At 69.4% G+C, this 21,479-nt stretch carries 20 protein-coding genes; 14 read left to right on the top strand and 6 right to left on the bottom strand.

Annotated features, from left to right (window positions below):
• Nucleotides 1-102 precede the first annotated feature (102 nt).
• On the top strand, nt 103-1,488 hold the full coding sequence (locus O7627_RS20085) for a short-chain fatty acyl-CoA regulator family protein (RefSeq protein ID WP_278095045.1): 1,386 nt from the start codon (nt 103-105) through the stop codon (nt 1,486-1,488).
• Between the two features lie 103 nt (nt 1,489-1,591).
• Nucleotides 1,592-1,975 carry a GNAT family N-acetyltransferase gene (locus O7627_RS20080; RefSeq protein ID WP_278098343.1) on the top strand — a complete coding sequence of 128 codons (384 nt, stop codon included), beginning with the start codon at nt 1,592-1,594 and terminating at the stop codon, nt 1,973-1,975.
• A 6-nt stretch (nt 1,976-1,981) separates the two neighbouring features.
• On the opposite strand, the gene O7627_RS20075 is transcribed toward O7627_RS20080, so the two are convergent.
• On the bottom strand, nt 1,982-2,716 hold the full coding sequence (locus O7627_RS20075) for an SDR family oxidoreductase (protein ID WP_278095044.1): 735 nt from the start codon (nt 2,714-2,716) through the stop codon (nt 1,982-1,984).
• Nucleotides 2,717-2,818: 102 nt separating this feature from the next.
• Here O7627_RS20075 and O7627_RS20070 point away from each other — a divergent pair, with 102 nt between their 5' ends.
• From O7627_RS20070 to O7627_RS20050, 5 genes are all read left to right on the top strand, one after another.
• Nucleotides 2,819-3,664, top strand: a complete 846-nt coding sequence (locus O7627_RS20070) for a LysR family transcriptional regulator (RefSeq protein WP_278098342.1) — start codon at nt 2,819-2,821, stop codon at nt 3,662-3,664.
• A gap of 85 nt (nt 3,665-3,749) precedes the next feature.
• Nucleotides 3,750-3,920, top strand: coding sequence for a hypothetical protein (locus O7627_RS20065; protein WP_278095043.1), 171 nt, complete (start codon nt 3,750-3,752; stop codon nt 3,918-3,920).
• The gene (locus O7627_RS20060; protein WP_278095042.1) at nt 3,917-4,204 is read left to right on the top strand and encodes a hypothetical protein; all 288 of its coding nucleotides are present in this window, start codon (nt 3,917-3,919) and stop codon (nt 4,202-4,204) included. Before O7627_RS20065 ends, O7627_RS20060 begins: the two co-directional genes overlap by 4 nt.
• A 176-nt stretch (nt 4,205-4,380) precedes the next feature.
• Entirely contained in the window at nt 4,381-4,863 is a 483-nt protein-coding gene (locus tag O7627_RS20055) for a hypothetical protein (protein ID WP_278095041.1), read from the top strand.
• A gap of 54 nt (nt 4,864-4,917) precedes the next feature.
• Nucleotides 4,918-5,577 (top strand): MSMEG_1061 family FMN-dependent PPOX-type flavoprotein, encoded by a 660-nt coding sequence (locus tag O7627_RS20050; protein ID WP_278095040.1) that lies wholly within the window; start codon nt 4,918-4,920, stop codon nt 5,575-5,577.
• Between the two features lie 99 nt (nt 5,578-5,676).
• Here the strand turns inward: O7627_RS20050 and O7627_RS20045 are convergent, their stop codons facing one another.
• On the bottom strand, nt 5,677-6,153 hold the full coding sequence (locus O7627_RS20045) for a VOC family protein (RefSeq protein ID WP_278095039.1): 477 nt from the start codon (nt 6,151-6,153) through the stop codon (nt 5,677-5,679).
• A gap of 102 nt (nt 6,154-6,255) precedes the next feature.
• Between O7627_RS20045 and O7627_RS20040 the strand changes: the two genes are divergently transcribed.
• The 3 genes from O7627_RS20040 (at nt 6,256) to O7627_RS20030 (ending at nt 7,713) form a co-directional block, all read left to right on the top strand.
• Entirely contained in the window at nt 6,256-7,221 is a 966-nt protein-coding gene (locus O7627_RS20040; protein ID WP_278095038.1) for a YafY family protein, read from the top strand.
• Between the two features lie 130 nt (nt 7,222-7,351).
• Nucleotides 7,352-7,591, top strand: coding sequence for a ribbon-helix-helix domain-containing protein (locus O7627_RS20035; RefSeq protein WP_278095037.1), 240 nt, complete (start codon nt 7,352-7,354; stop codon nt 7,589-7,591).
• Nucleotides 7,588-7,713 carry a hypothetical protein gene (locus tag O7627_RS20030; protein ID WP_278095036.1) on the top strand — a complete coding sequence of 42 codons (126 nt, stop codon included), beginning with the start codon at nt 7,588-7,590 and terminating at the stop codon, nt 7,711-7,713. The genes O7627_RS20035 and O7627_RS20030 overlap by 4 nt, the downstream gene beginning before the upstream one ends.
• Before the next feature lie 28 nt (nt 7,714-7,741).
• On the opposite strand, the gene O7627_RS20025 is transcribed toward O7627_RS20030, so the two are convergent.
• The 3 genes from O7627_RS20025 to O7627_RS20015 form a co-directional block, all read right to left on the bottom strand.
• Entirely contained in the window at nt 7,742-8,614 is an 873-nt protein-coding gene (locus tag O7627_RS20025; protein WP_278095035.1) for a hypothetical protein, read from the bottom strand.
• Between the two features lie 133 nt (nt 8,615-8,747).
• Nucleotides 8,748-14,864: a HEAT repeat domain-containing protein gene (locus O7627_RS20020; protein ID WP_278095034.1), complete on the bottom strand. Its 6,117-nt coding sequence runs from the start codon at nt 14,862-14,864 to the stop codon at nt 8,748-8,750.
• Nucleotides 14,865-15,144: 280 nt separating this feature from the next.
• Entirely contained in the window at nt 15,145-17,988 is a 2,844-nt protein-coding gene (locus O7627_RS20015) for a BTAD domain-containing putative transcriptional regulator (protein WP_278095033.1), read from the bottom strand.
• A 169-nt stretch (nt 17,989-18,157) separates the two neighbouring features.
• Here O7627_RS20015 and O7627_RS20010 point away from each other — a divergent pair, with 169 nt between their 5' ends.
• From O7627_RS20010 to O7627_RS19995, 4 genes are all read left to right on the top strand, one after another.
• Complete coding sequence (locus O7627_RS20010; RefSeq protein ID WP_278095032.1) at nt 18,158-18,778, top strand: RICIN domain-containing protein; 621 nt, start codon at nt 18,158-18,160, stop codon at nt 18,776-18,778.
• 359 nt (nt 18,779-19,137) lie between these two features.
• A complete protein-coding gene (locus O7627_RS20005; RefSeq protein WP_278095031.1) occupies nt 19,138-19,869 on the top strand; it encodes an alpha/beta hydrolase in 732 nt (243 codons plus the stop codon).
• 39 nt (nt 19,870-19,908) lie between these two features.
• Nucleotides 19,909-20,280: a hypothetical protein gene (locus O7627_RS20000; RefSeq protein WP_278095030.1), complete on the top strand. Its 372-nt coding sequence runs from the start codon at nt 19,909-19,911 to the stop codon at nt 20,278-20,280.
• A gap of 38 nt (nt 20,281-20,318) precedes the next feature.
• Nucleotides 20,319-20,873 (top strand): GrpB family protein, encoded by a 555-nt coding sequence (locus O7627_RS19995; RefSeq protein WP_278095029.1) that lies wholly within the window; start codon nt 20,319-20,321, stop codon nt 20,871-20,873.
• 57 nt (nt 20,874-20,930) lie between these two features.
• Here the strand turns inward: O7627_RS19995 and O7627_RS19990 are convergent, their stop codons facing one another.
• Nucleotides 20,931-21,416 (bottom strand): NUDIX hydrolase, encoded by a 486-nt coding sequence (locus O7627_RS19990; RefSeq protein WP_347404665.1) that lies wholly within the window; start codon nt 21,414-21,416, stop codon nt 20,931-20,933.
• Nucleotides 21,417-21,479 lie beyond the last annotated feature (63 nt).

The raw sequence follows: 21,479 nt of genomic DNA, 5'->3' as shown, positions 1-21,479 counted from the left end.
AATTGAAAAGTCTTCGGCCCATTTTGCTAACTTGCGAAAGGGTGACTTTTCATCGCTGCTAAGCTGGGTGGCACGCGGCTCACCAGGGCAGGAGGCGTTCGCATGGCCAAGACATTCGGCGGCGCCCGGCTGCGCCGGCTGCGCGAGGACCGCGGCATCAGCCAGATCGAGCTGGCCCGCCAACTGAACATCTCGGCCAGCTACCTGAACCAGATCGAGCACGATTCCCGGCCGTTGACGGTGCCCGTACTCATGCGTATTACCGAGGTGTTCGGGATCGACCCGACCGTCTTCGCCCCACACGACACCCCCCGGCTCGTCTCCGGTCTGCGGGAGGCGCTTACCGCCCGGGCCAGCATCGCCGACCTGACCGAGCTGGCCAGCCGACTGCCCGAGGTGGCCGAGGCCGTGATCGACCTGCATCGCCGCTACCGCCAGGTCGACGAGCAGCTCGCCGAGCTGGTGGGGGACCGGGACCTGGTCGGCAGCAGCCCGCACGACCAGGTCACCGAGTTCTTCTACCGGCGGCAGAACTACGTACCGGCGCTGGACGAGGCGGCCGAGGAGCTGGCCGCGCGGATCGGCCTGCGCCGGGGCGAAGCCCGCGCCGCCCTGTCCGGCCGGCTCGCCGACCGGCACGGGGTGCGGATCTCCCACGACGACGGCGGCTCGCTCGGCGGGGAACTGCACCGCTACCGGCCGGCCACCCGCACCCTGCACCTGTCCACCTCGCTGCGCTCGGGCCAGGAGGCGATCCGGATGGGCGCCCAGATCGCCCTGCTGGAGTACGCCGACGTGATCGACGAGATCATCGAGGAGGAGCGGTTCGAGGACGTGCAGACCCAGATCCTGACCCGGGTCGGGCTGGCCAACTATTTCGCCGCCGCGCTGGTGCTGCCGTACGAGCGGTTCCTGGCCGACGCGGAGGCCCGCCGCTACGACATCGAGCTGCTCACCGAGCACTACCGGATCGGCTGGGAGACGCTCTGCCACCGGCTGAGCACGTTGCAGCGGCCGAAGGCGCGCGGGGTGCCGTTCTCCTTCGTCCGGGTCGACCGGGCCGGCAACATGTCCAAGCGGCAGTCCGCCACCGGCTTCCCGTTCTCCCGCACCGGCGGCACCTGCCCGCTGTGGAACGTCTACGAGGCGTTCGGCGCCCCGGAGCGGGTGGTGACCCAGGTGGCGGAGATGCCGGACGGGCAGCGCTACCTCTGGATCGCCCGCACGGTGACCCGGCACCACGGCGGCTACGGCCAGCCGGGCAAGACGTACGCGATCGGCCTGGGCTGCGAGGTCCGGCACGCCAACCGGCTGGTCTACTCCGCCGGCATGGACCTGTACGCCGCCGACGCGGCCATCCCGATCGGGCCGGGCTGCAAGACCTGCGAGCGGATGACCTGCCCGCAGCGGGCCGCGCCGCCGATCAGCCGCCAGCTCGACGTCGACGAGAACCGCAGCACCTTCATCCCGTACCCGCTCCGCGACTGACCCGCCACCGGCCCCCGATTGGATCTTTGCCGGGGGTGTCCCTCGTCGCGATGATGGGTCGGTGAGTGACTACCGGCTGAGTGAAGATCCGACCGAGCTCGACATGGAGCGGGTCGCCCACTGGATCGGCACCGACGCCTACTGGGCCAGGGGCCGGACCCGGGAGGTGGTCGAGCGGTCGTTCGCCGGTTCCGTCCCGGTGGGGCTCTACGCCCCGGACGGGCGGCAGGTCGCGGTGGCCCGCGTCGTGTCGGACCGGGCGACCTTCGTCTGGCTCTGCGACGTGTACGTCGACCGTGACCACCGGGGCCGTGGGCTGGGCACCAGGCTCGCTGCCTGGTCCGTCGAGTGGGCCCAGCGCCACGGCATCAAGCGGGTGGTGCTGGCCACCCTCGACGCGCACGAGGTGTACGCGAAGGCCGGGTTCGCGCCGCTCGGGTATCCCGAGCGTTGGATGGAGATCGACACCCGGCCGCCGTTCGGCTAGCTCCGGTCACCAGGGGATCACGCCGTCGTCGTTGTAGAACGACCCGGTCGGGCCGCCGTCGGGCAGTGTGGCGAGTCGGATCGCGACCGCCGCCGCCTCCCGGGCGGGCCGCCCCTGGCGGCCGGTGAAGTCGGTCGCGACCAGGCCCGGGCAGGCGGCGTTGATGAGGATGCCGGTGCCCGCGAGCTGTCGGGCGTAGTGCACGGTGACGGCATTGAGGTACGACTTCGTCGGCGAGTAGGCCGCCATGATCGGCCCGACGTTGACGTCCGGGTCCGCCTGCCAGGTCACCGAGCCGACGCTGCTGGAGATGTTGACGATGCGGGGGGAGGCCGAGCGCCGCAACAGCGGCAGCATCGCGTTCGTCACCCGGATTACGCCGTAGACGTTGGTGTCCACGACGGCGCGGACGACGTCGAGGTCGAGGGTGGTCGGGTCCTGTGCCCAGCCCGGTCCGGTCGGCCCGGAGATGCCGGCGTTGTTGACCAGCACGTCCAGCCGGCCGCCCTGCCGCTCGATCAGTTCCGCGGCCTCGGTGACACTGCGGTCGCTCGTGACGTCCAGCGGGACCACGAACGCGTCAGCTCCGGCGGCGTACAGCGTCTTGACGGCCGCCTCGCCGCGGGCCTTGTCGCGGGCTCCCACCGCCACCCGGTAGCCGAGGGCGCCCAGCCCGGCCGCGATCTCGTACCCAAGTCCCTTGTTCGCGCCGGTAACCAGCGCGGTCTGCTTGTCGCTCATGACGCCGATGGTGGCTCGCCGGCCGGCGGCCCCGTTACACCAGTTGGGTGCGCTGCGATACCCGGCCGGTATCACCGCGCTATCGTGGCTGGGGTGGAGATGCTGGAGACCCGCGAGCTGAGGTACTTCGTCGCGGTCGCCGAGGAGCTGCACTTCAGCCGGGCGGCCGAGCGGCTCGGCATCGCCCAGCCGCCGCTGTCCCGGGCGATCCAGCAGCTCGAACGACGCCTCGGGGTCACCCTGCTCGAACGCGACCGCCGCGGCGTCGCCCTCACCGGCGCCGGCCAGACACTGCTCGACGAGGCCCGCGCCATCCTCGACGCGAGCACCGCCGCCGCCCGCCGCACCCGCCGCGCCGGCTCCGCCGCGACGGGCCGCCTGACGCTGGCGACGAAGGCCGGCGCAAACCACGAGCTGCTGCGGAAGCTGCTCGACGCGCACGCCGCCGAGCAGGACGCGGCCGAGATCGAGGTGCTGCTGTGCGGCATGGGCGACCAGGCGCGGATGCTGCGTGACGGCCGCGCCGACGTGGCGCTCATGCAGCGGCCGTTCGACGCCCTCGCCGGCTTCGACACCGAGGATCTGCTGACCGAGCAGCAGGTCGCCATCCTGCCCGCCGGACATCCGCTCGCCGCGCGTGACGCGCTGACCATGGCCGACATCAGCGGCCTGCCGGATCTGCCGGTGGCCCGCTGGCCCGGTCAGGACGGCAGCTACGAACCCGGCCCCGGCCCCGAGATCCACGACCTGTCGCAGCTCGCCCAGCTGATCGCCCTCGGACGCACCTCGGCCGTCCTCTGCGCGTCCTCCCGATCGTGGCTGTGGAACGCGCACGCCGCCGTCCCGCTCACCGACGCGCCGCACGTCACCACCGTCCTCGCCTGGCCCCCGCACAGCCGCTCCCGCGCCGTCGCCGGCCTCGTCCGCACTGCCACCCAGCTTCACTAGAATCGTCAAGACTCGTCCGCGCGCCGGTCGTCACCTTGCTTGCGGCCGTCCGACAGCCATCGATGCCTACTACAGCCCCACGCAGGTGTCGCTGCCCAAGGGCGACGAGTTGAAGGCTGTCATCGGGATGATCGAACCCGGTCTTGTCGTCCTGCTGCTGATCCGCAGGGACAAAACAAGCACCCTCTGGCGGATCACGGAGGTTTACTGGCTGCCACCGTCGCAGCATGAGCACTTCTGGAAGGAGTTGTCATGAGCATGACCGTCCCCGACCCTGCTGAGCTGAGCACCGAGGAGTTCATCGCGCTGTCCCGGACTGATCCGGAGACATTTGCGGCCATGGTTCTGACTCATGGCACCAAGACGGTGCCGCCAACCCGGCCAGCCGATGAACCGACGACGAAGCTGACCGCATTCCGGCTCGAGATCAGCAAGCTCGACGCGCTCGACCAGCTTGGCCAGCGCGACCACCTCACTCGAACCGACTTGCTCCGCGAGGCCGTCGACCTGGTGCTCAGAAAACATGGTTGGGCAGCGTAGGCGACACCGAGTACAAGCACCCCGCATATACAAGCACCCGGAACGCGGGCCGAGATCCGAGCTCATCCAGGCACGGACGACCAGCCCGGCCGGCCTGGAGGACTCAGCAGCACTGGCCGGGACCGATCGGATCATGCTGGCTCGCCCGGCTGGTCCCGGGTTCATAGACTCCGGCTGTGCGGGCCTTTCTTGCGGTAGCCGGGACGATCCTGGTGTTGGGTGCGGTGGCGGTGGCCGGGGCGCGTTGGATGGCGGCCGGCGAGCCGGTTCCCGTCGCGGCGCCGGCGGGTTCGTCGACCGTGCTGCCCGAGGGCGAGTACACCGCGGTCGTCGACAACCGCGCGTCCGAGGTCAGCATCGATCTGCGCAACGGCCGCGGCGATCCCGAGGTCGAGACCTACGCCATGCCGCCCACCACCTCGTGGGACCAGCTTCGGTCCAGCGTCGCCGACCAGCTCGGCGACTGGGAACAGGCGGGGGACTGCGCCGACACGGGCGAGCGGCGCATCCAGTGCACCTGGTCGGAGCCGACCCGCTGGTGGCCCCGCCAGGTGCGGATCGTCTTCCTCCGGCCCGCCCGGCCAGGCGACGCCGACGACTACACCTGGCCCGACAACACCTTCCTGGTGGTCGGCTCGGCCTGCGGCGCCAACCGTTGACGGCGCGCAGGAATGGCATCGCGGGTGCCAGATCGGTTCGTTAGGGTCGGCGACATGACGTCAGGCCTTGCCGCTGGTGCCTTCGACTCGCTGCGGATCGACGCGGTGACCGATCTGGAGGAGTTGCGCCGGGTCTATGACCTGCCCGGCGAAGCGGCGGTGCGGAAGCAGATGACCGAGCTCACCGAGCAGACCCGGCGGCTGATCGGCTGTTCGTCGCTGGTCCTGGTCGCCAGCGTTGACGCCAAGGGCAACTGCGACGTCTCCCCGCGCGGTGGCCCGGCCGGGTTCGTCGCCGTCCTGGACGACAGGACGGTGGCGGTTCCGGACGCGACCGGCAACAAGCGCCTGGACACGTGGCAGAACGTCATCGCGACCGGACGGGCCGGACTGATGTTCGTCATCCCGGGGCGTCCCACCACGCTGCGGGTCAACGGTCGGGCCTGCGTCTCCACCCGCCCCGAGCTGCTGTCGCAGCTGACCGCCGTGGGTAAGCCGCCGGCAAGTGCGCTGGTGCTGGGGATCGACGAGGTCTACCCGCACTGTCCCAAGGCGTTTCTGCGCGGCGGGGTGTGGAAGCCGGAGCAGTGGTTGCCGGCGGACGCCCAGCCGACCTCGGCCGAGGTGACCCTGGCCCAGCTGCGGATACCGGACCTGACGATCGCCGACATCGAACAGTCGGAGGCCGACGCGCTGAAATACCGGTACGACTGACGGACCGTACAGCGACAGTTCCTGGACTCGGCCGGCGCACCCCAACCAACCGCGTCGGGGTCCGTCGACGGCGGCGCGTGTCCGGTGGTGCGGGAGGTGTCAGCGGTCGGGGAGGAACTTGGCACCCTGGACGTACTCCATCGCCTTGACGAACTCGGGGTTGTTGAGCCGCTGATTCAGCTCTTCTCCGGTCGGTTCGGCCACCCGCTGGTGGATCCACCACAGGTGGCCGACCGGGTCGCGGAAACGGCTGACCCGGTCGCCCCAGAAGAGCTCGGTCGGTTCGGTGACGAGTATCGCGCCGCGTTCGAGGGCCCGCCGCAGCACCTCGGCGTCGTCGGCGACGTACAGGCGAAGGAAGGCCGGTGTCTGCGGCCAGTCTGGCTTGTCGAACATCATGACGACCGAGTCCCCGATGCGGACCTCGGCATGGCCGATCACCCCACCCACGTCCATCCGGGCCAGCTCCGTGGCGTCGAAGACGTCCACCACAAAGTCGATCAACTGTGCGGTGGTTCCGGGAGAGATCATCCACGGGGTCACGGTGTGGTAGCCGTCGGGCACGACCTTCATCATTCAGCTCCTTGTTTCCGGTGCACCGTCTTGTGCACTGCCAGAGACAACGCTAGAGCCCATGTAGGTCAGCTTCGGTCCTAGATCGCGAGGCACCATGGCATGGTGAGTGACACGTCGGCTCGCCTGCTGCGACTGCTGTCCCTGCTCCAGACGCCCCGGGAATGGCCGGGCAGCGAACTCGCCGACCGGCTGCAGGTCACCCCGCGCACCGTGCGCCGCGACGTCGATCGGCTGCGGGACCTGGGCTACCCGGTCCAGGCCACCATGGGCGCCCGCGGCGGGTACCGGCTCGTGGCGGGCAAGGCGATGCCACCGCTGCTGCTAGACGATGAGGAGGCCGTGGCCATCGCCGTCGGTCTGCGCGCGGCGGCGCGGCAGCCGGTCGCCGGCATCGCCGAGGCGTCCGTGCGAGCTCTGGCCAAGCTCCAGCAGGTGCTGCCGTCACGGCTGGGCCGCCGCGTCAGCGCCGTCGCGGCGACCACACTGCCGACGCTTCCAGCGACGGCCTCGCTTGTCGACCCCGCCCAGTTGACTGTCCTCGCGGCGGCGTCCTCGGCCAACGAACGGGTCCGGTTCGACTACCGCAACCACGACGGCAACACCACCCGGCGTCTCGCCGAGCCGCACCGGCTGGTCGTCGTCGGCCGTCGCTGGTATCTGCTCGCCTATGACAGCGAGCGCGCCGACTGGCGAACCTTCCGCATCGACCGCATCACAAACGCCCAGCACACCGGTACGCGGGTACCGCCGCGCCACCCACCAGCCGACGACCCGGCGGCGTTCGTCACCGCCGGACTCTACGACCTGGCACCGGTCTACCGGGCAGTGGTGACGCTCGCCCTGCCGGCAGCGCAGGCAGCAGCCCGACTGGGCGACCACGCCGGCGACCTGCTGCCCGTCGACGACGAATCCTGTCGGTGGCACAGCCCGGAGGACACCGTCGACTGGCTCGCCGTCCGGCTGACCCTGCTCGGCTGTGACTTCACCGTCCACGAGCCAGTCGAACTGGTCGACCACCTGCGCAGGCTCGGCACCCGGATCACTCGCGCAGCGGCCCCCGACACCTGACCGCCTGCAGGGCTGCCACACGATTAGCCTGACGGCTGGCGCGCGACGGCACCGGCTTGTCGACAACGAGAACCGCACGGTCGGTGGCGCGGGGTCCGCGCCTAACAGCTGGTTGAGGCAACATAACCACATGGCGTTGAAGAAGACGACAGTGATGGTCGATGAAGATGATCTGAGGGTCATCAAGGAGGCTGCTGCGAGGCAGGGGCGTCCGGAGTCGGAGTTCTTCCGGGAGGCGTTCCACATCGCGGCGCTGCGAGCGCGGCGCTGGTCGGGGGACTGGGACGTACCTGAGATCGGGTTCGGCGGGCCGGTAAGCGACAATGATGCGGCGGTGGCAGAGGATCACAAGTACGGCCCCGCTGCATGATCATTATCGGAGACGCCTCCGGGTTGGTGGCCGCGTTCAACATCGGCGATCTTGAGCCCGCCGCCGCGTGTAGGGCTCTTGACGAGACGTCGGCGTTCCGGGTCCTCCCCGACGATCTGTGAGGACCCGGCGCCGGACGACGGCTGTGCGTCAGGTGAGGTCGGCGCAGTCTGTCTCGTCGGGCAGCAGGGGTCGCAGGGTGACCGTCCAGCGCTTGCCGGCCGAGGTCCACGGGGTTGCCGCGTTCGCCTGCTCGGCCGCGCTGAGCAGCTTGGACGCCTCGTCGCCGGTGACCGTCACGCAGCCCAGCCCGAGATCCGCGTTGCCGAGTGGGGCGCCGGGCAGTTCTGGTCCCGGCCAGGTCAGCTCGGGTTGCTCGCCGACGTCGCCGGCCGCGACCCACGGCTCGGCGACCGCCGCGATCGCGGTCGGCACGTACGGCCGCGACTCCTCGCCGGTCACTCCGCCGAGCGGGCCGGAGTCGCTGGTCAGCGACTCGGCGAACTCGCGCAGCTTCTCCCGGGCCGCCTGCTGGTCGGCGGTCAGACCGGAATCGGCGGTGGCCTCGCTGAGGGCGTACACCTCAAGGGTTTCGACGCCCTTGTCGCCGCGCACGGTGAACCGGGTCGTCGTCACGTCGGCTACCGGGGGTGTGCCGAGGTCGCTCGCGCTGCCGACGCCGACCGCGCGGGCCTGGACGACCAGGTTCTCCAGCTCGGCCGCGCTGATCGTGCCGACCTGGAGGTTGGGCAGCGCCGGGCCGGGGAAGATCAGGGTGGTCGGCCCCTGGGTGATCACGCGCCCGTCGCCGTAGACGCTGACGGCCGGCAGCCGGGTGGCCACCACCGCCGGCGTGACGAAGCCGCCGGTGTGGTCCATCCGGAACACCACGGCGTCATCGGGGTACGACAGCGCAGCCGACTCGGCGTCCTGGGCACCGGCATCGCCACCCTGCTGCCCACAGCCAGCGGCCAACAACATCAGGGGTGCGCCCACCAGCCACCCGCTTCGAAGGGTTCTCATGTTGTTGAGACGTAGGTAGGCGTGACGACGTTCCCGCGTACCGGAACAAGCCCGTGGCGTGGTCGGAGGCCACCGTCGGCGGCGACGAGTCCTTCGACCGGACCTGGGCGCGCCCTCCGTTCGACTTCTGCGGTCAGTCGTCGAACAGGGACGAAACGAACCGAGCAACCTCGCTCAATATCTCTTCTTGAGAATGATCGTTCTGGCCGCTCAACGGCATGGACGCTTGGTTGAAGGCTTGAAACTCGGAGAGTTGTGGCATGCTACTGAAGAGACTTGGTTTGACGATGAGTGGCAGAATCTGACAGCCATCCGATCGCGCGGCGGCAAGCAGTGTGGGAAGCTCGACTTCGTCGATGAAGGCAGACCCGAGGAAGTCTGCCGTTACGAGGAGGATGGCGGCCCTTGCTCTCGCCATTGCGGCTACGATCTCCGCCCTCCATTGCGCGCCCGGGGTGATCCGGGTGTCGGTCCAAACGTCGACTCTTCCGCGACGCTGAAGAGGAGCCAGGTGCACCTTGAGTCTACCCAGCCATTCTGAGTCGCGATGACTATAGCTTATAAATACTTGACTCCGCCGTTCATTGATCCTCTTTCCTACCATCTTTGCCAGACTGTCTCGATGCTGTCGCTTGAGGTAGAAGAGGAATTGGGGATCATCTACCACCAGCTGCCTTGACCGAGGGTCGAAACAAAGGTGGTCTTCCATCGTCTCGTACTTTCCAAAGCCCTCAGGGAACCGCTCTGATATGTGCAGGTCAACGACAGCCTCGAGGTCGGGGCGCTTATCGAACACATCGTGCAACGACAGGATCCCGTCCGGAGTCTCAGCCAACATGAGCAGAAGCTCGATACAAGCCTGCCTGCTGTCGCCATCGAGCGAAGCGAAGGCTCGAACGACGGCATCGTACTTCCTGGAAAGCACTTCTTCGACACTGGCAAGAGCTTCGTCGATTCCGCCCCCGACGGACTTCTGCTGTAGCTGAGTCTGTGGGATGTTATTCTGCTCCGCCAGGTGCCAGCAGATCATTTGGGCGGTGTGGAGACTGCCGCGGGCGGTCTCGACGATCTGTTCAGAGGCTTCAAAGGCGACATTGAGTGCCTCCTCGCCTTTGCGAATCATGGTCAACACTAGCTTTCCGGGAACCGGAGGCAGTTTGAATACCAGAATCCTGGTGGCAATGTCTGAAGCAAGTTCTACCAGGCGCTGTCCCGTGCCGGGTATGCCGGAAATGATCAATCGGTCTTCGGTCGACTCCTCATCCGCAAGGAGCTTCAAGTAGTCAGCAATCAACTCCCGCAGCGCGGGGGGCAACCTGTGGAAGTCATCAACTGCAATGATCCCATGGTGTCCCGTCACAGGAAGCGCTTTGATCCGTTCCAGGTCGGCGACCCGTCGAGCTGAAAGGATCGGTATCTTCCGTCCTTCGTAGCTCTCTTGTCGGGCCGCTTGCTGAAGGAACGTACTCTTGCCGATCCCAGACGGACCCTCAAGGACTATCCCGAGACCTGGTTGCCGGAGCGCCAGCCGAAATGTCGAGAACTTTGGTGGTTCGACGAATGTGTAAGTAGGTACACCGTTCAGCTTGAAGACATCTCCAAGCTGGTGGATTACGGGACCCGCAATCGTGACATCCGCTGTATTCGTCGACGGATCAGACCCTGTGTCTGGGATGTCCGGATGAGATGGAGGGCCGCCCAATTCGGGATTTCCCTTCCCTGGCTTTTCTTCAATGGGCGTCGACGCGCATTCGGGCGCATCTGCTGAGTGAATCGGCCTATCCGCTGGGTTGAACGTTGCTTTCGGCGTAGATCCTCCGGACGTCACTCCGCCGACCGAGCTTTCCGCGTGATCGGAGGTCAACGGTGGAGGTGTCGCAGGTTGGAGCGTGTTGGAAGGATTGACGTCTGGCAGGTGGTCGGGGTCGGCGCCCGGTAGCCAGGTCAGTGCCTGGCCGGCAACCTCGCGAAGGTTGGGGTCGGTGTCGCTGCTGGCCAGCTCGGCCAGGAGCGTCCGGGTCTGCCGGTCGGCGCCGAACTGGGTGCCCAGGACCCGGACCGTGGCCGCCCGGACCGACCAGTCCTGGTCCCGCAGCCGCTCGACGAAGAGGGCCCGGACCTCGGGGTGCGCGGCCAGTCGGTCGCCGAGCACCCGTAGCACCTCCCGGCGGACCTGCACGTCTGGGTCGTGACCGGCGCGTTCGATGAGCAGTTCGCGGACGTGCCGGTCGGCGCCGAACCACTCGCCGAGGATGGCGACCGCAACGCAGCGGACGGTGGCGTCGTCGCCGGCCGCCCGGCCGACAAGTGCCTCGCACTGCTCGACGTCGGTGTCCAGATGGGCGGCGAGCTTGACGGCGGCCTCTCGGACCAGGTCGGGGTCGGGATCGGCGCGGACCCGTTCGAGTAGCAGTTCCCGGACCGGGGTGTCGACACCGAAGTGCTTGACCAGCAGCCGGACCGCGGCCAGCCGGACCCGGGCGTTGCCGTCGTGGCGGAGCCGGTCGGCGAGCAGCTGGTAACTGACCTCGGTGGAGCCGGTCCGGCCCAGCAGGGTGGTGGCCGCGTGTGCGAAGACCCGTTCGTCGGGGTCGTGCCGCGCCAGCTCGCCGAGCAGGTCGTCGAGATCGGCGGGTCCGCCGGCCGCGGTGACGGCCTGCAGGGCGGCGAGCCGGACGGCCGGGTCGCTGTCGAGTCGGGCCCGGTCCGCCATCACCAGCGGGACGGTCGGGTTGCTGCCGATGCTCGTGGCCAGTGCCTGGACGGCGGCGAGCCGGACCGCCTGGTCGGCGTCGTCGCGGGCCAGCCCGGCGAGCACGTCGCAGACCGCCGGGTCCGTTCCGACCCGGTTCACGAGCGCCTGGGCGGCGACCAGCCGGACCCGGGCGTCGGCGTCGGCGCGGGCGAGTTCGCCGAGGACGGCGCCAACCTCCGGCTCGACCCCGATCTGGTCGGCCAGGGCCTCGGCGGAAAGCAGCCGAACGTCGGCGTCCTTGTCGCCGCGGGCGGCGACGGCCAGCATGTCGACGAGCGCGATGTCCCGGTCGAAGTGGTCGGTCAACATTCGCAGCGCGGCCCGCCGGACCACCTCGTCCGGGTCGGTCCTGGTCCGCTCGATCAGCAGGTCGCGGAGCTTGCCGTCGGGGCCGAACCGTTCCACCAGGCTGCGGGCCGCGGCCCGCAGCACTCCGGGGTTGCCGTCGACCTGGATCCGGTCGATCAGCAGGGTGCGCACCTGCGCGTCGGTGCCGAGTCGTTCGCCGAGCACCCGCACGGCGGTGCGCCGGACCAGCCCGTCGGTGTCGTGGCGGGCGCGGTCGATCAGCAGGTCGCGGACCTGACGGGTGGCGCCGAACCGCTCGACCAGGGCGTGGGTGGCGGCCCGCATCACTTCCGGGTCCTGATCGGTGCCGAGGCATTCGAGCAGCACGGCCCGCAGCTCGTCGTCGCCGCCGTACCGGTCGCCGAGCGCCTGCACCGCGACCCGGCGTACCCTCGGGTGCCGGTCGGTATGCACCAGCTCGGTCAGCAGGGCGCGGACCTCCGGTTCATCGAGTAAGCGTTCCCGGAGTGCCTGCAGGGCGGCAAGCCGGACGCTCGAGTAGGGGTCAGCGCGGGCCAGTTCGACGAGCAGTTCCAGGGCCTGCGGGTCGGTGCCGAACTGCTCGCCGAGGGCGCGTACGGCGGCCAGCCGGACGCCGGCGTGGCCGTCGGCGCGGGCCCGCTTGACCAGCCGGGTCCGGGCTCGCGAGGCGGCCGCCTGGTGCGCCGGACTGTCCACGACGGTGGTGGCCAGCTGTGCGACCTCGGCCAGGCCGGCGACCGACGCGTACGAGGCGGGGCTGTCGTTGAGTTCGCCGAGGACCTCGTCGAAGAGGTCGTCGATCCGCTCCGAGGGGGCGGAGAGCATCGCCGCGAGCCGGGCGGCGTGCGCGGACACCGGCGACCAGACCACCCGTACCCCCCGCCGTCGGTACCAGGACAGGTAGACCTGCCGGCCGGGCCAGGCCGGGCCGATCGCCTTCGCCGAGGGGAGAATCTCCTCCTCGATCAGCGCTGCGGTCTCCCGGTCGTCGATCGACACGCAGTGCTCCAGCAGCAGGATGAGTTGCCGCAGCAGCGACTCGGCGGGCTCGGCGACGTCGGCGTACGGATTGCGCACCTCGGCCAGGCACTGCACCGCCAACGCCAGGTTCCACGGTGACGGTGCGAAACCCTCCGGCGGCCAGGGCTGGTTCACCTCGTGGGTGAGCAGCCGGATCAGGCGGGCGGTGTGCCGTTCGTGCAGCGCGCCGGCGAGCAGCCGGAGCACTTCCCGCCAGGACAGGTCGGCCCAGTGCCGGCGGAACAGTTCGGTGATCTCGTCCAGGCTGATCACCTGGTCGTGCTCGAACTTGGCCAGGATCGCGTCGGCGCAGAAGAACTCCAGGAACGTGCGGTGCACGAAGCCGTACAGGTGGGGGCCGTACCGGCTGAGGATGAAGTTCCGCTCTCGGAACTGGTTGATCATCGAGTGGGCGATCGACCGGGCCGTTGCCGGATCCTGCTGGTAGCGCTCGGTCAGGTACTGCTCGAAGACCTCGCTCAGCTCCTCGCCGGCGATGTAGTTCACGGTCAACCCGCGCTCGGCGGACTGCATCCGGTAGGCCAGCCGGCGCAGCAGCTCCTTCTTGTCCTCGGTGTCGAGGAACTCCAGGCTGGTGTTCTGTTCGCGCAGGTGCCGGTTCACGTCCCACTGCTCGACCAGCACGGTGGCCGCGTGGTCGTAGAGCTTCCAGCGTTCCTGCGGCAGTGGTTGGTGCTTGCCGATGATGGCCAGGATGGTCAGCAGCAGCGGGTTGCCGGCCAGTTCGCGGATGGCGTGCGAGTGCCGCATCGCGTCCAGCAGCCGGGCCCGCCGCAACGCGGCATCCTGGGGCCGGTCGTAAATGGCCAGCCGGTACCAGCTCGACAGGAACTCGGCGGTCTGCGCCTCGTCGAGGTCCTGCAGGGTGTAGTGGGTGAACCCGACCTCGGTGAGAATCCGCCGGGAGTAGCCGATGATCCGCGAGGTGACGATCACCCGCACCTGCGGATACATCGCCGTGAAGCCGGCGATCTGACCGGCCACCTCCTCCCGGCGTCGCCGGTCGAACACCTCGTCCAGCCCGTCGAAGATCACCACCGCCCGGCCGCTGCGGCTCAGGTGCCGCAGCAGCGCCGCGCGCTCCACCCCCAGTCCATCCGAGCCGGCCCGGTAGTCCAGGTAGTCCAGGAAGCTCTGGCACCGGCCCTCGGCCGACAGCGTCACGTACGACCGCAGCTCGATCAACAGCGGCAGGTGGTCGGCGAGCACCGCCAACCGCTCGTCGGTGTGCCCGCCGGCCAGCGCCAGCGCGATGTACCGGGCGGCGGTCGACTTGCCGGCGCCCGGGTCGCCGAGCAGCACGATCGCCCGCCGCTCCGGCGCCCCCAACACGTCGAAGAGCCGCTGCACCGGCCGGGCCTGGTACGACTCGGTCAGGTGGAACAGTTCGTCGGCGTCCACCTGGTCCGGCACGTCGTCGGTGCCGAGGTGCCCGTCGGCCCGCATCCGCCGCAGCAGCTCGCGGGGCAGTTCAATCGGGGGCGGATCCTCCCGCACCGACTGCTCGACGAATGCCGAGGTCAACCTGACCTGCAGGTACTCCTCGTTCTGGGCCGGGGCCAGCGCGTCCAGGTCAAGTACGCCGTACTGCTGGCGCAACCGGGTGTAGTACTGCTTGAGGCTGTCCGGGCTGAGCGCGTGCAGCCCCTGGCCGGGCCAGCCGGTGTCGGCCAGACAGCTGGCCACCGCCGCCGTCACCAGCGCGGCCAGGTCCGCCGCGTCGGAGAAGGTGCTGCACATGTGCCGGTCGGCCAGCTCCGCCCGCAGGGCCTCGATCCGGTCGGCGTCGGCACCCCGGTCGACGAAGTTGCGCGGCCAGGGCGCGTCCTCGCTGAGCAGGAAGATCAGGCACTGTTTTCCGCCGGCCAGCGCCTCCCGGTACTCCAGCTCGGTGATGGACCGGTCGAATCCCGGCGGGACGAAGCCGTACCGCCAGGCAAAAATGCCGATGTAGACGTCGCATTCTCGGACGTCGGCCAGGCAGCGCTCCAGCGGCCTTCGATCCTCTGCCACATAGGACTCGATTGCCGTGTCCTCGACCCGCAGCCGGCGCAGGGCGAGCTGAACCGCGGCCCGACCCTCCTGAAGGTCCCGGAAGGTAGCCGAAACGTAGACTTTGGTCACCGGACGATCCTCCAGGCAGGAAGGAGGCCTACTGGCCGAAGGTAGCACCCGGCATCTAGCGTGGATGCCTCACGTTGATCATCAAGAATTGCCGTTCGATTCCGCGCGGGAGGTGCCATTCCCATCGTCCGCACCTGTCGATCTGCCGGGCTGCCGCTGTCCGCCCATCTCGCCGACCGTCAAGACGCGCTACTCGAAAGCGTCGACCCTTGATCGACCACCCGACCGCGAATCCGTCCGGTTCCAGATCCTCGTCTTGACTACGCCGGGCGGCCAACGTTCAGGTTCTGCATGGCATGTGGGCCTGAACCTTCGAACCGCGCTCTAGCACCGGTCGGGTGAGCAGGTGCAGACGCTCGCGGGCCCGGTCGGCGTCGGGGTGGTCGAGGTCGGTCAGCAGGGTCAGGGCCTCCTGCCAGGCGGCCCGAGCCGCGTCCGGGTCGTCGGCGGCCTCGTAGGTGTCGGCGAGGTTGGCGAGCGTGGCCGCCCGGCCGTACCTGTCGTGGGTGATGGCGAACAGCGCCAGCGCGCGCTGGTAGCAGGCGGTGGCTTGCTGGTGTGCGCCGAGGTGGTGGTGGGCGTAGCCGAGGCTGTCCCAGGCGTCCGCCTCGCCCTGCTGGTCGCCGGCGTCCTGCAACTCGGCGACGGCCTGCCGACACAGGACTAGCGCTTGCTCGTGGTCACCGAGCAACGCGTGTTTCCAGCCGACGACGTTGCGGAGGTACGCCTGCCCGGCCCGGTGACCGGCGGACTCGAACAGGTCGAGGGCCTGCTCGGAGTGGATCAACGCCTCCTTGAGCCGGCCGTCACGTTCAAGCACTTGGCTCAGGTTGAGGTGGACGTGGGCCAGGCCGCTCGGGTCACCCACCTCGGCGAACAGGTCGCCGGACAGGGTGAGCAGCTGGACGGCGTCGTCGAGCCGGCCGAGACGGAAATGCGCCCAGCCGAGGCCGCGCTGGGCGTGCGCCAGCCCGTCGCGGTCGTCGGCGGCCCGCGCCGCGGCCACCGCGATGTCATGGACGGCGGTCAGGTCCTGCCAGCGTCCGATCCGGTCGAGCGGGCGGGTCACGACCCAGGCGAGTTGCCAGGCGTGGCGGGCGAAGCCGTGCTGGGCTGCTTGGCCGGCGGCGACCAGCAGGACCGGCAGTTCGGCGTCGAACCAGGCCTGCGCGGCCTGGGCGTCGGCGACCTCGTCGGTGGTCACGCCGGTCTGAGCCGGGGCGAGGCGGATCGTGCTGAACGGCGGGTGCAACGCGTCGGCCGCAAGGTGTCCGGTGTGCAGGTAGTGGTCGAGCAGGCGGTGTAGAGCCTGGCGCTGATCGGTCCGGTCGGATGCCTGCTCGGCCGCGTACGCCCGAAGCAGGTCGTGGAAGGCGTATCGGCCGGGGGACTGCTCGGTCAGCAGGTGCGCGCGGCAGAGTTCGGCCAGGTGGGCACGTACCCGCGACAGTGGCAGGCCGGTGAGGCTGGCCGCGGCGGGTGCGGCGATAGTCGGGCCGGCGTGCGCCCCCAACAACCGGAACAGGCGGGCGGCCGGCTCGCTCAGTGTGCGGTAGGACGAGGAGAAGACGGCGCGGATGTCGATCGTCGGGTCGCCGTCCGCGAACGGGTCCAGGGCGCCGGCCGCGCCGCGGAGTTCGGCCGCCAGCGCGGCGAGGGTGACGGCCGGGCGGGTCGCGGCGTGCGCGGCGGTGATGGCCAACGCGAGCGGCAGCCTGGCGCAGCGGGCGACGATTTCTCCGACCGCGACGGGTTCCTGCTGGACCCGGTGGGCGCCGAGCCGGCGGACGAGCAGGGCCCGCGCGTCCGCGGGCGGCAGCAGGTCGAGGGTCAACAGCCGGGCCCCTTCGGCGACCGCCAACGGCAGGAGCTGCTCGCGACTTGTCACCAGCACGACGCAACCTGAGGTGCCGGGCATCAGCGGCCGGACGTGTTCGACGTCGCGGGCGTTGTCGAGTACCACAAGCACCCGCCGGCCGGCCAGGACGCTGCGGTAGAGCGCGGCCTGCGCGGCGGGGCTGTCCGGGATCCGCCGGGCCGCGACGCCGTACGCTTCCAGAAACTCCCGGATCGCCTGGGCTGCTGTCACCGCCGCGCTGCTCGGGTCGAACCCGCGCAGGTTGATGAAGAGCTGCCCGTCGGGGAACCGCTTCGCGACCCGGTGCGCCCAGTGCACAGCGAGCGCCGACTTGCCGACCCCGGCGGTACCGGACAGCACCACCACCGTCGTGGCCGGGTCGCCCTCGGCGTCCAGTAGCGCGTCAAGAAAGGCGATCTCGTCGTGGCGCCCCGCGAACGCCGCGAGATCGAGCGGAAGCTGAGCGGGCGCGGACTCATCGTCGGCGGCCACCGACGACGATCCGTTCGACCCGGAAACCGGCCTGGCGGACAACTCGCCCCGAAGCACGGCCCGGTGCATCTCCTGCAACTGGGGACCCGGATCCACCCCGAGCTCGTCGACCAGCCGCTCCCGGACATCCTGATAGCACTGCAGCGCCTCGGCCATCCGACCGGCCTGGGCATGGAGCCGCATCAACGCCCCGGCCAACGACTCCACGAGCGGATGATCGGCGGCGAGGTCGGCTACCGAGCGGAAGGCACGCTCCGGTTCTCCGGCCGCGAGCTCGGCATCAGCCCAGGCCACCGTGGCAGCGATTCGCTCCTGCTGCCACGATTCGCGCATCCGGTCGGCCCACTGGCCGTCCAGCCCGGCCAGCGCCGGCCCGCGCCACAGCCGCACCGCTGCCCGGAGCAGGTCGACCCGCCGGGCGGAACGGCACGCCGGATCAACCGCCTGACCGACCAGCCGGCGGAACCGGTGCAGATCCACCCGCTCGGGATCGATCGCCAGCGCGTAGGTGCCGGAGCGGCCCTCGATGTGCACCCGGTCGTCGCCGACGTCCACGACGGCGAGCGCCCTCCGGGTGCGAGCGACGTACGCCTGCAAGGTCCGCCGCGCCCGCGGCGGGGGACTCGTGCCCCACACCCGGTCGACGAGGACATCCACCGGTACGGGCCGCCCGGCATCGACGGCCAGCGCGGCGAGCACCAGCCGCTGCCGTGGTGAGTCCGGCGTCGATCCCGCCGGATCCCATCCTTCGACCAGGCCCAACAGCCGCAACATCTCACACCCCCGGAATCCCCGGCATCTGTCTAGCGGCCGCCGGATGGCCCGTCAACAGCACTGCAACAGATCCGTCCACAACCCACTGACACGCTGTCGGCATTGGTCACCGCACCAAGGAATCGCCACCTGGGCGGGGCGAACTACCAGAATCAGTCGGAGGAACAGCATGATCGTCGAACAGCTATCCCGGCGGCAAGGGTCACCGCAGGCACCGCACCATTCGACCCGACCGGCAAGGCAGGTGGGTGTCATCTTCACGACGCTCGCCATGTCGAGACTGGCGAGGTTGGGTGCGGCGCTGGCGCTTGCCGCATCCTTCTTCGTGGTCCAGGCCGGCTCACCGGCGCAGGCGGCGGGAGTCTTCGCACAGCTCAGAACCGCGGGGGGCCTCTGCATCCAGCCGACCACGGCCGCGAGCGGTGCACCGCTGGTCACCGCGACCTGTGGTACGTCCACTCTCCAGAACTGGTGGCCGATGCGGAAGAGCGGCACCCGCTACGCATGGGTGAACCAGGGATCGGGCGGATGCATCTACCTCAACACCAATTCGGCGTGGAACGGGGCGCCGATCGTGAACGCCGTCGGCGGCAACTCCTGCAATGTCAGCAACGCAGAGTGGGACACGCACACGAGCAACCTCCAGGTGATCACCAAGATGGAGAGCCGGGTCGCCAACAGGAACACCGGGTTCTGCCTCAACAGCCCCGGCTATGGATCGCCGGGCGACCGGCTGATCCTCTGGACGTGCAGTCCCTGGGCCAACCAGACCTTCTTCTGGGTGGGCTGAGCCGCGCGAATCTGCGCGACGCGGGGCGGGGCGCATGCCCCGCCCCGTGAGCTCGTCAAGGGCGATCGGAGCGGAGTTGCTCCGGCAGGAATTCGGTGGACACCGGGATCGAGCGTGTAGAGCGCGCCGAAGGCGCTCGCGGTCATCACGTGACCGACGGCACCTGACCCGCCGACGCCCGCCTCCGCAAATTCACTGGCGGACCACCGCGACCGCTGCTACGTTGCCGAAGCCGTGCGAGAGACCGAGGAGGTGGTACCCGTGGATGTTTCGACATGGGTGCTCCCCGGTGGGGTCACGGTCGGGCGATAGATCGTCCGGGAGCGCCGTTCACGAGCACTCCCTGAAAGGTACGACCCATGCGATTCACTTCTGAGCAGCGCCTCGACGACGGTGTCCTGGAGCGCGAGTTCACTCTCGGTGAGATCCCCGGCATCCTGTGGACTCCCGTGTCCGGGTCCGCGCCGGCCCCGCTGATCCTGCTCGGCCACCCGGGCGGACTGCGTCGGATGTACCTCCGGCTGGCAGCTCGGGCCCGGCACGCCGTGGCCGAAGGCTTCGCAGCGGCCACCATCGAACTTCCGGGCGGCGGAGACCGACCCCGCTTCGCCGCCGTCGAGGAGGCCCGCGCGGACCTGCAGCGGGCGCTGGCGGCCGGCGAGCCGGTGGCCGACGAGATCGTTGACCGGCTCGTCCTCCCGCTGGTCGACAAGGCGGTGCCGGAGTGTCGGGCTGCCCTGGACGCTCTCCTCGCGCTTCCCGAGGTGGGTGGCCCGGTCGGCTACTCGGGAGGGGTGATCGCCATCGGTGTCCGGCTGGCGGTGGTCGAGCCGCGCATCTCGGCCGCTCTTCTCTTCGCCGGCAGTTTCGTACCCCGGATCATGTTCGAGGAGGCCCGGCAGGTCTCCATTCCGCTGCTGGTCCTGCTGCAGTGGGACGACGAGGGAAACGATCGGCAGCTGGCCCTGGACCTGTTCGACGCCTTCGGCTCCAGGGAGAAGACGCTGCACGCCAACATGGGCGGACACACCGGCGTCCCGCAGTTCGAGGGGGACGACACGAGCCGGTTCTTCGCCCGACACCTGACGTGAGGTCGGCCGCCCGGTTATCCGGTGGCACGTGACACCCCCATGGCAGACCATCAGTCGGTGATCAACGACTGCGCGACGGTGACGCTCTGGCGTCCCACGGGTCCGGAGGAGCTGGCGCTGGTGGAGGCGTCGGGGTGGCGGAGCTGGCCGCCGCGCCTGTCCGACCAGCCGATCTTCTATCCGGTCTGCAACGAGGAGTACGCGACGATGATCGCCCGGGACTGGAACGTCCCGGCCTCCGGCGCGGGCTACGTGACCCGATTCCGGGTACGCAAGACGTTCCTCGACCGCTACGACGTGCACCAGGTCGGCGGCCGGACCATCCTGGAGTACTGGATCCCGGCCGCCGACCTTCCCGAGTTCAACGCGAACATCGTCGGTGTCATCGAGGTCGTCGCCGAGTTTCACTGACGCCGGACTGCCGGGGCGCGTCCAGAAAGGTGGTTCTCGTGGAGGGCGCACCGGTCACCCTCAGCCCGTACGACCCGGGTTGGGCTGTGCTCTTCGAGCAGGAGCGGGTAAGCCTCGAAGCCGCCTTGGCGCGGTGGCTGGTCGGGCCGGTCGAGCACATCGGCTCCACCTCGGTCCCGGGTCTGTCGGCGAAGCCGATCATCGACATGATGGCTCCGGTGCGCAGCCTGTCAGAGGCGGCGGCCGCCATCGAGGTTGCGAACGCTCTCGGCTACCGCAACGGTGTGCACCGTCCGGAGGAGGCGCACTACTTCTTCAAGCCGGAGACCGACAACTGGTGGGAGCGTACGCACCAGCTTCATCTCACCGAGCCGACCTCCCTGCTCTGGCGGCGACGAGTCGCCTTCCGCGACGCGCTGCGGCGCCGTCCGGACTACCGATCCCGGTACGAGCAACTCAAGCGCGATCTCGCGTACGCGCACGGCGCCGACCTCGCCTCCTACGCGCGCAACAAGGACGACTTCGTCAACGAGGTACTCGGCGTGCGCGACAAGACGGAAGCTCCGCCCCTCGGCACACCCCAGAGGCCGTGACGTCCCCACGCCAAGATCGCCGCCGCGCCGCTCACCACGGGTACCTGTGAACCCAGGTCAAACGATGCGGTTGCCGTCTTCCAGGTAGACGGTTACGCCCTCGGAGACCGCTTCCATCGCGGCGGCGGCCCGTCGAGCCAGCAGCGGTGAGAGCCGCTGCTGTGCCTCGATCAGCGTTGACCACGCCCAACTCCGCAGTTCGTCAGCGGGCAGGTGGATCTCGTCGGTCCGGGCCGCGTCCAGGAGCCCGCCGTCATAGATGAACATGACCCCTTCCGTACGGCCGGTACGCGGCGGCACCCAGTCCACCACCAGCAGCCGGCCGGGGGCGATCCCCAGGCCGAGTTCTTCCTCCAACTCGCGCACTGCGGCGTCGTACGGCGACTCGTCTGCGTCCACCGCGCCGCCGGGCAGCTCCCAGTAGTCCTTGTACACCGGCTCGACCAGCAGAATTCTACCGTCGTCGTTGCGCAGAAGCACGGCGGAGCCCATCCGCTTGCGCGGCAACGTGGCCGTGTAGTCGCCAGACGATGAGGAGGTCACCAAGGGAGGCTACCCGTACACATTGTCCCCAATGACCAGATCGGGTTGGCTGGCCATCTGCAG

The organism is Solwaraspora sp. WMMD1047, from assembly GCF_029626155.1.
Classification (GTDB): domain Bacteria; phylum Actinomycetota; class Actinomycetes; order Mycobacteriales; family Micromonosporaceae; genus WMMD1047.
Note: the sequence above shows the minus strand (reverse complement) of the source record. Positions and strands in the feature narration are given on the sequence as shown.

What these genes read in the sequence shown, in the direction of transcription:
- O7627_RS20045 (WP_278095039.1), bottom strand. Translation starts at nt 6,153, where the DNA reads ATGATGAAGGTCGTGCCCGACGGCTACCACACCGTGACCCCGTGGATG.
- O7627_RS20035 (WP_278095037.1), top strand. Translation starts at nt 7,352, where the DNA reads ATGGCGTTGAAGAAGACGACAGTGATGGTCGATGAAGATGATCTGAGG.
- O7627_RS20005 (WP_278095031.1), top strand. Translation starts at nt 19,138, where the DNA reads ATGCGATTCACTTCTGAGCAGCGCCTCGACGACGGTGTCCTGGAGCGC.
- O7627_RS20080 (WP_278098343.1), top strand. Translation starts at nt 1,592, where the DNA reads ATGGAGCGGGTCGCCCACTGGATCGGCACCGACGCCTACTGGGCCAGG.
- O7627_RS20015 (WP_278095033.1), bottom strand. Translation starts at nt 17,988, where the DNA reads ATGTTGCGGCTGTTGGGCCTGGTCGAAGGATGGGATCCGGCGGGATCG.
- O7627_RS20075 (WP_278095044.1), bottom strand. Translation starts at nt 2,716, where the DNA reads ATGAGCGACAAGCAGACCGCGCTGGTTACCGGCGCGAACAAGGGACTT.
- O7627_RS20000 (WP_278095030.1), top strand. Translation starts at nt 19,909, where the DNA reads ATGGCAGACCATCAGTCGGTGATCAACGACTGCGCGACGGTGACGCTC.
- O7627_RS20025 (WP_278095035.1), bottom strand. Translation starts at nt 8,614, where the DNA reads ATGAGAACCCTTCGAAGCGGGTGGCTGGTGGGCGCACCCCTGATGTTG.
- O7627_RS20085 (WP_278095045.1), top strand. Translation starts at nt 103, where the DNA reads ATGGCCAAGACATTCGGCGGCGCCCGGCTGCGCCGGCTGCGCGAGGAC.
- O7627_RS20010 (WP_278095032.1), top strand. Translation starts at nt 18,158, where the DNA reads ATGATCGTCGAACAGCTATCCCGGCGGCAAGGGTCACCGCAGGCACCG.
- O7627_RS20050 (WP_278095040.1), top strand. Translation starts at nt 4,918, where the DNA reads ATGACGTCAGGCCTTGCCGCTGGTGCCTTCGACTCGCTGCGGATCGAC.
- O7627_RS20060 (WP_278095042.1), top strand. Translation starts at nt 3,917, where the DNA reads ATGAGCATGACCGTCCCCGACCCTGCTGAGCTGAGCACCGAGGAGTTC.
- O7627_RS20030 (WP_278095036.1), top strand. Translation starts at nt 7,588, where the DNA reads ATGATCATTATCGGAGACGCCTCCGGGTTGGTGGCCGCGTTCAACATC.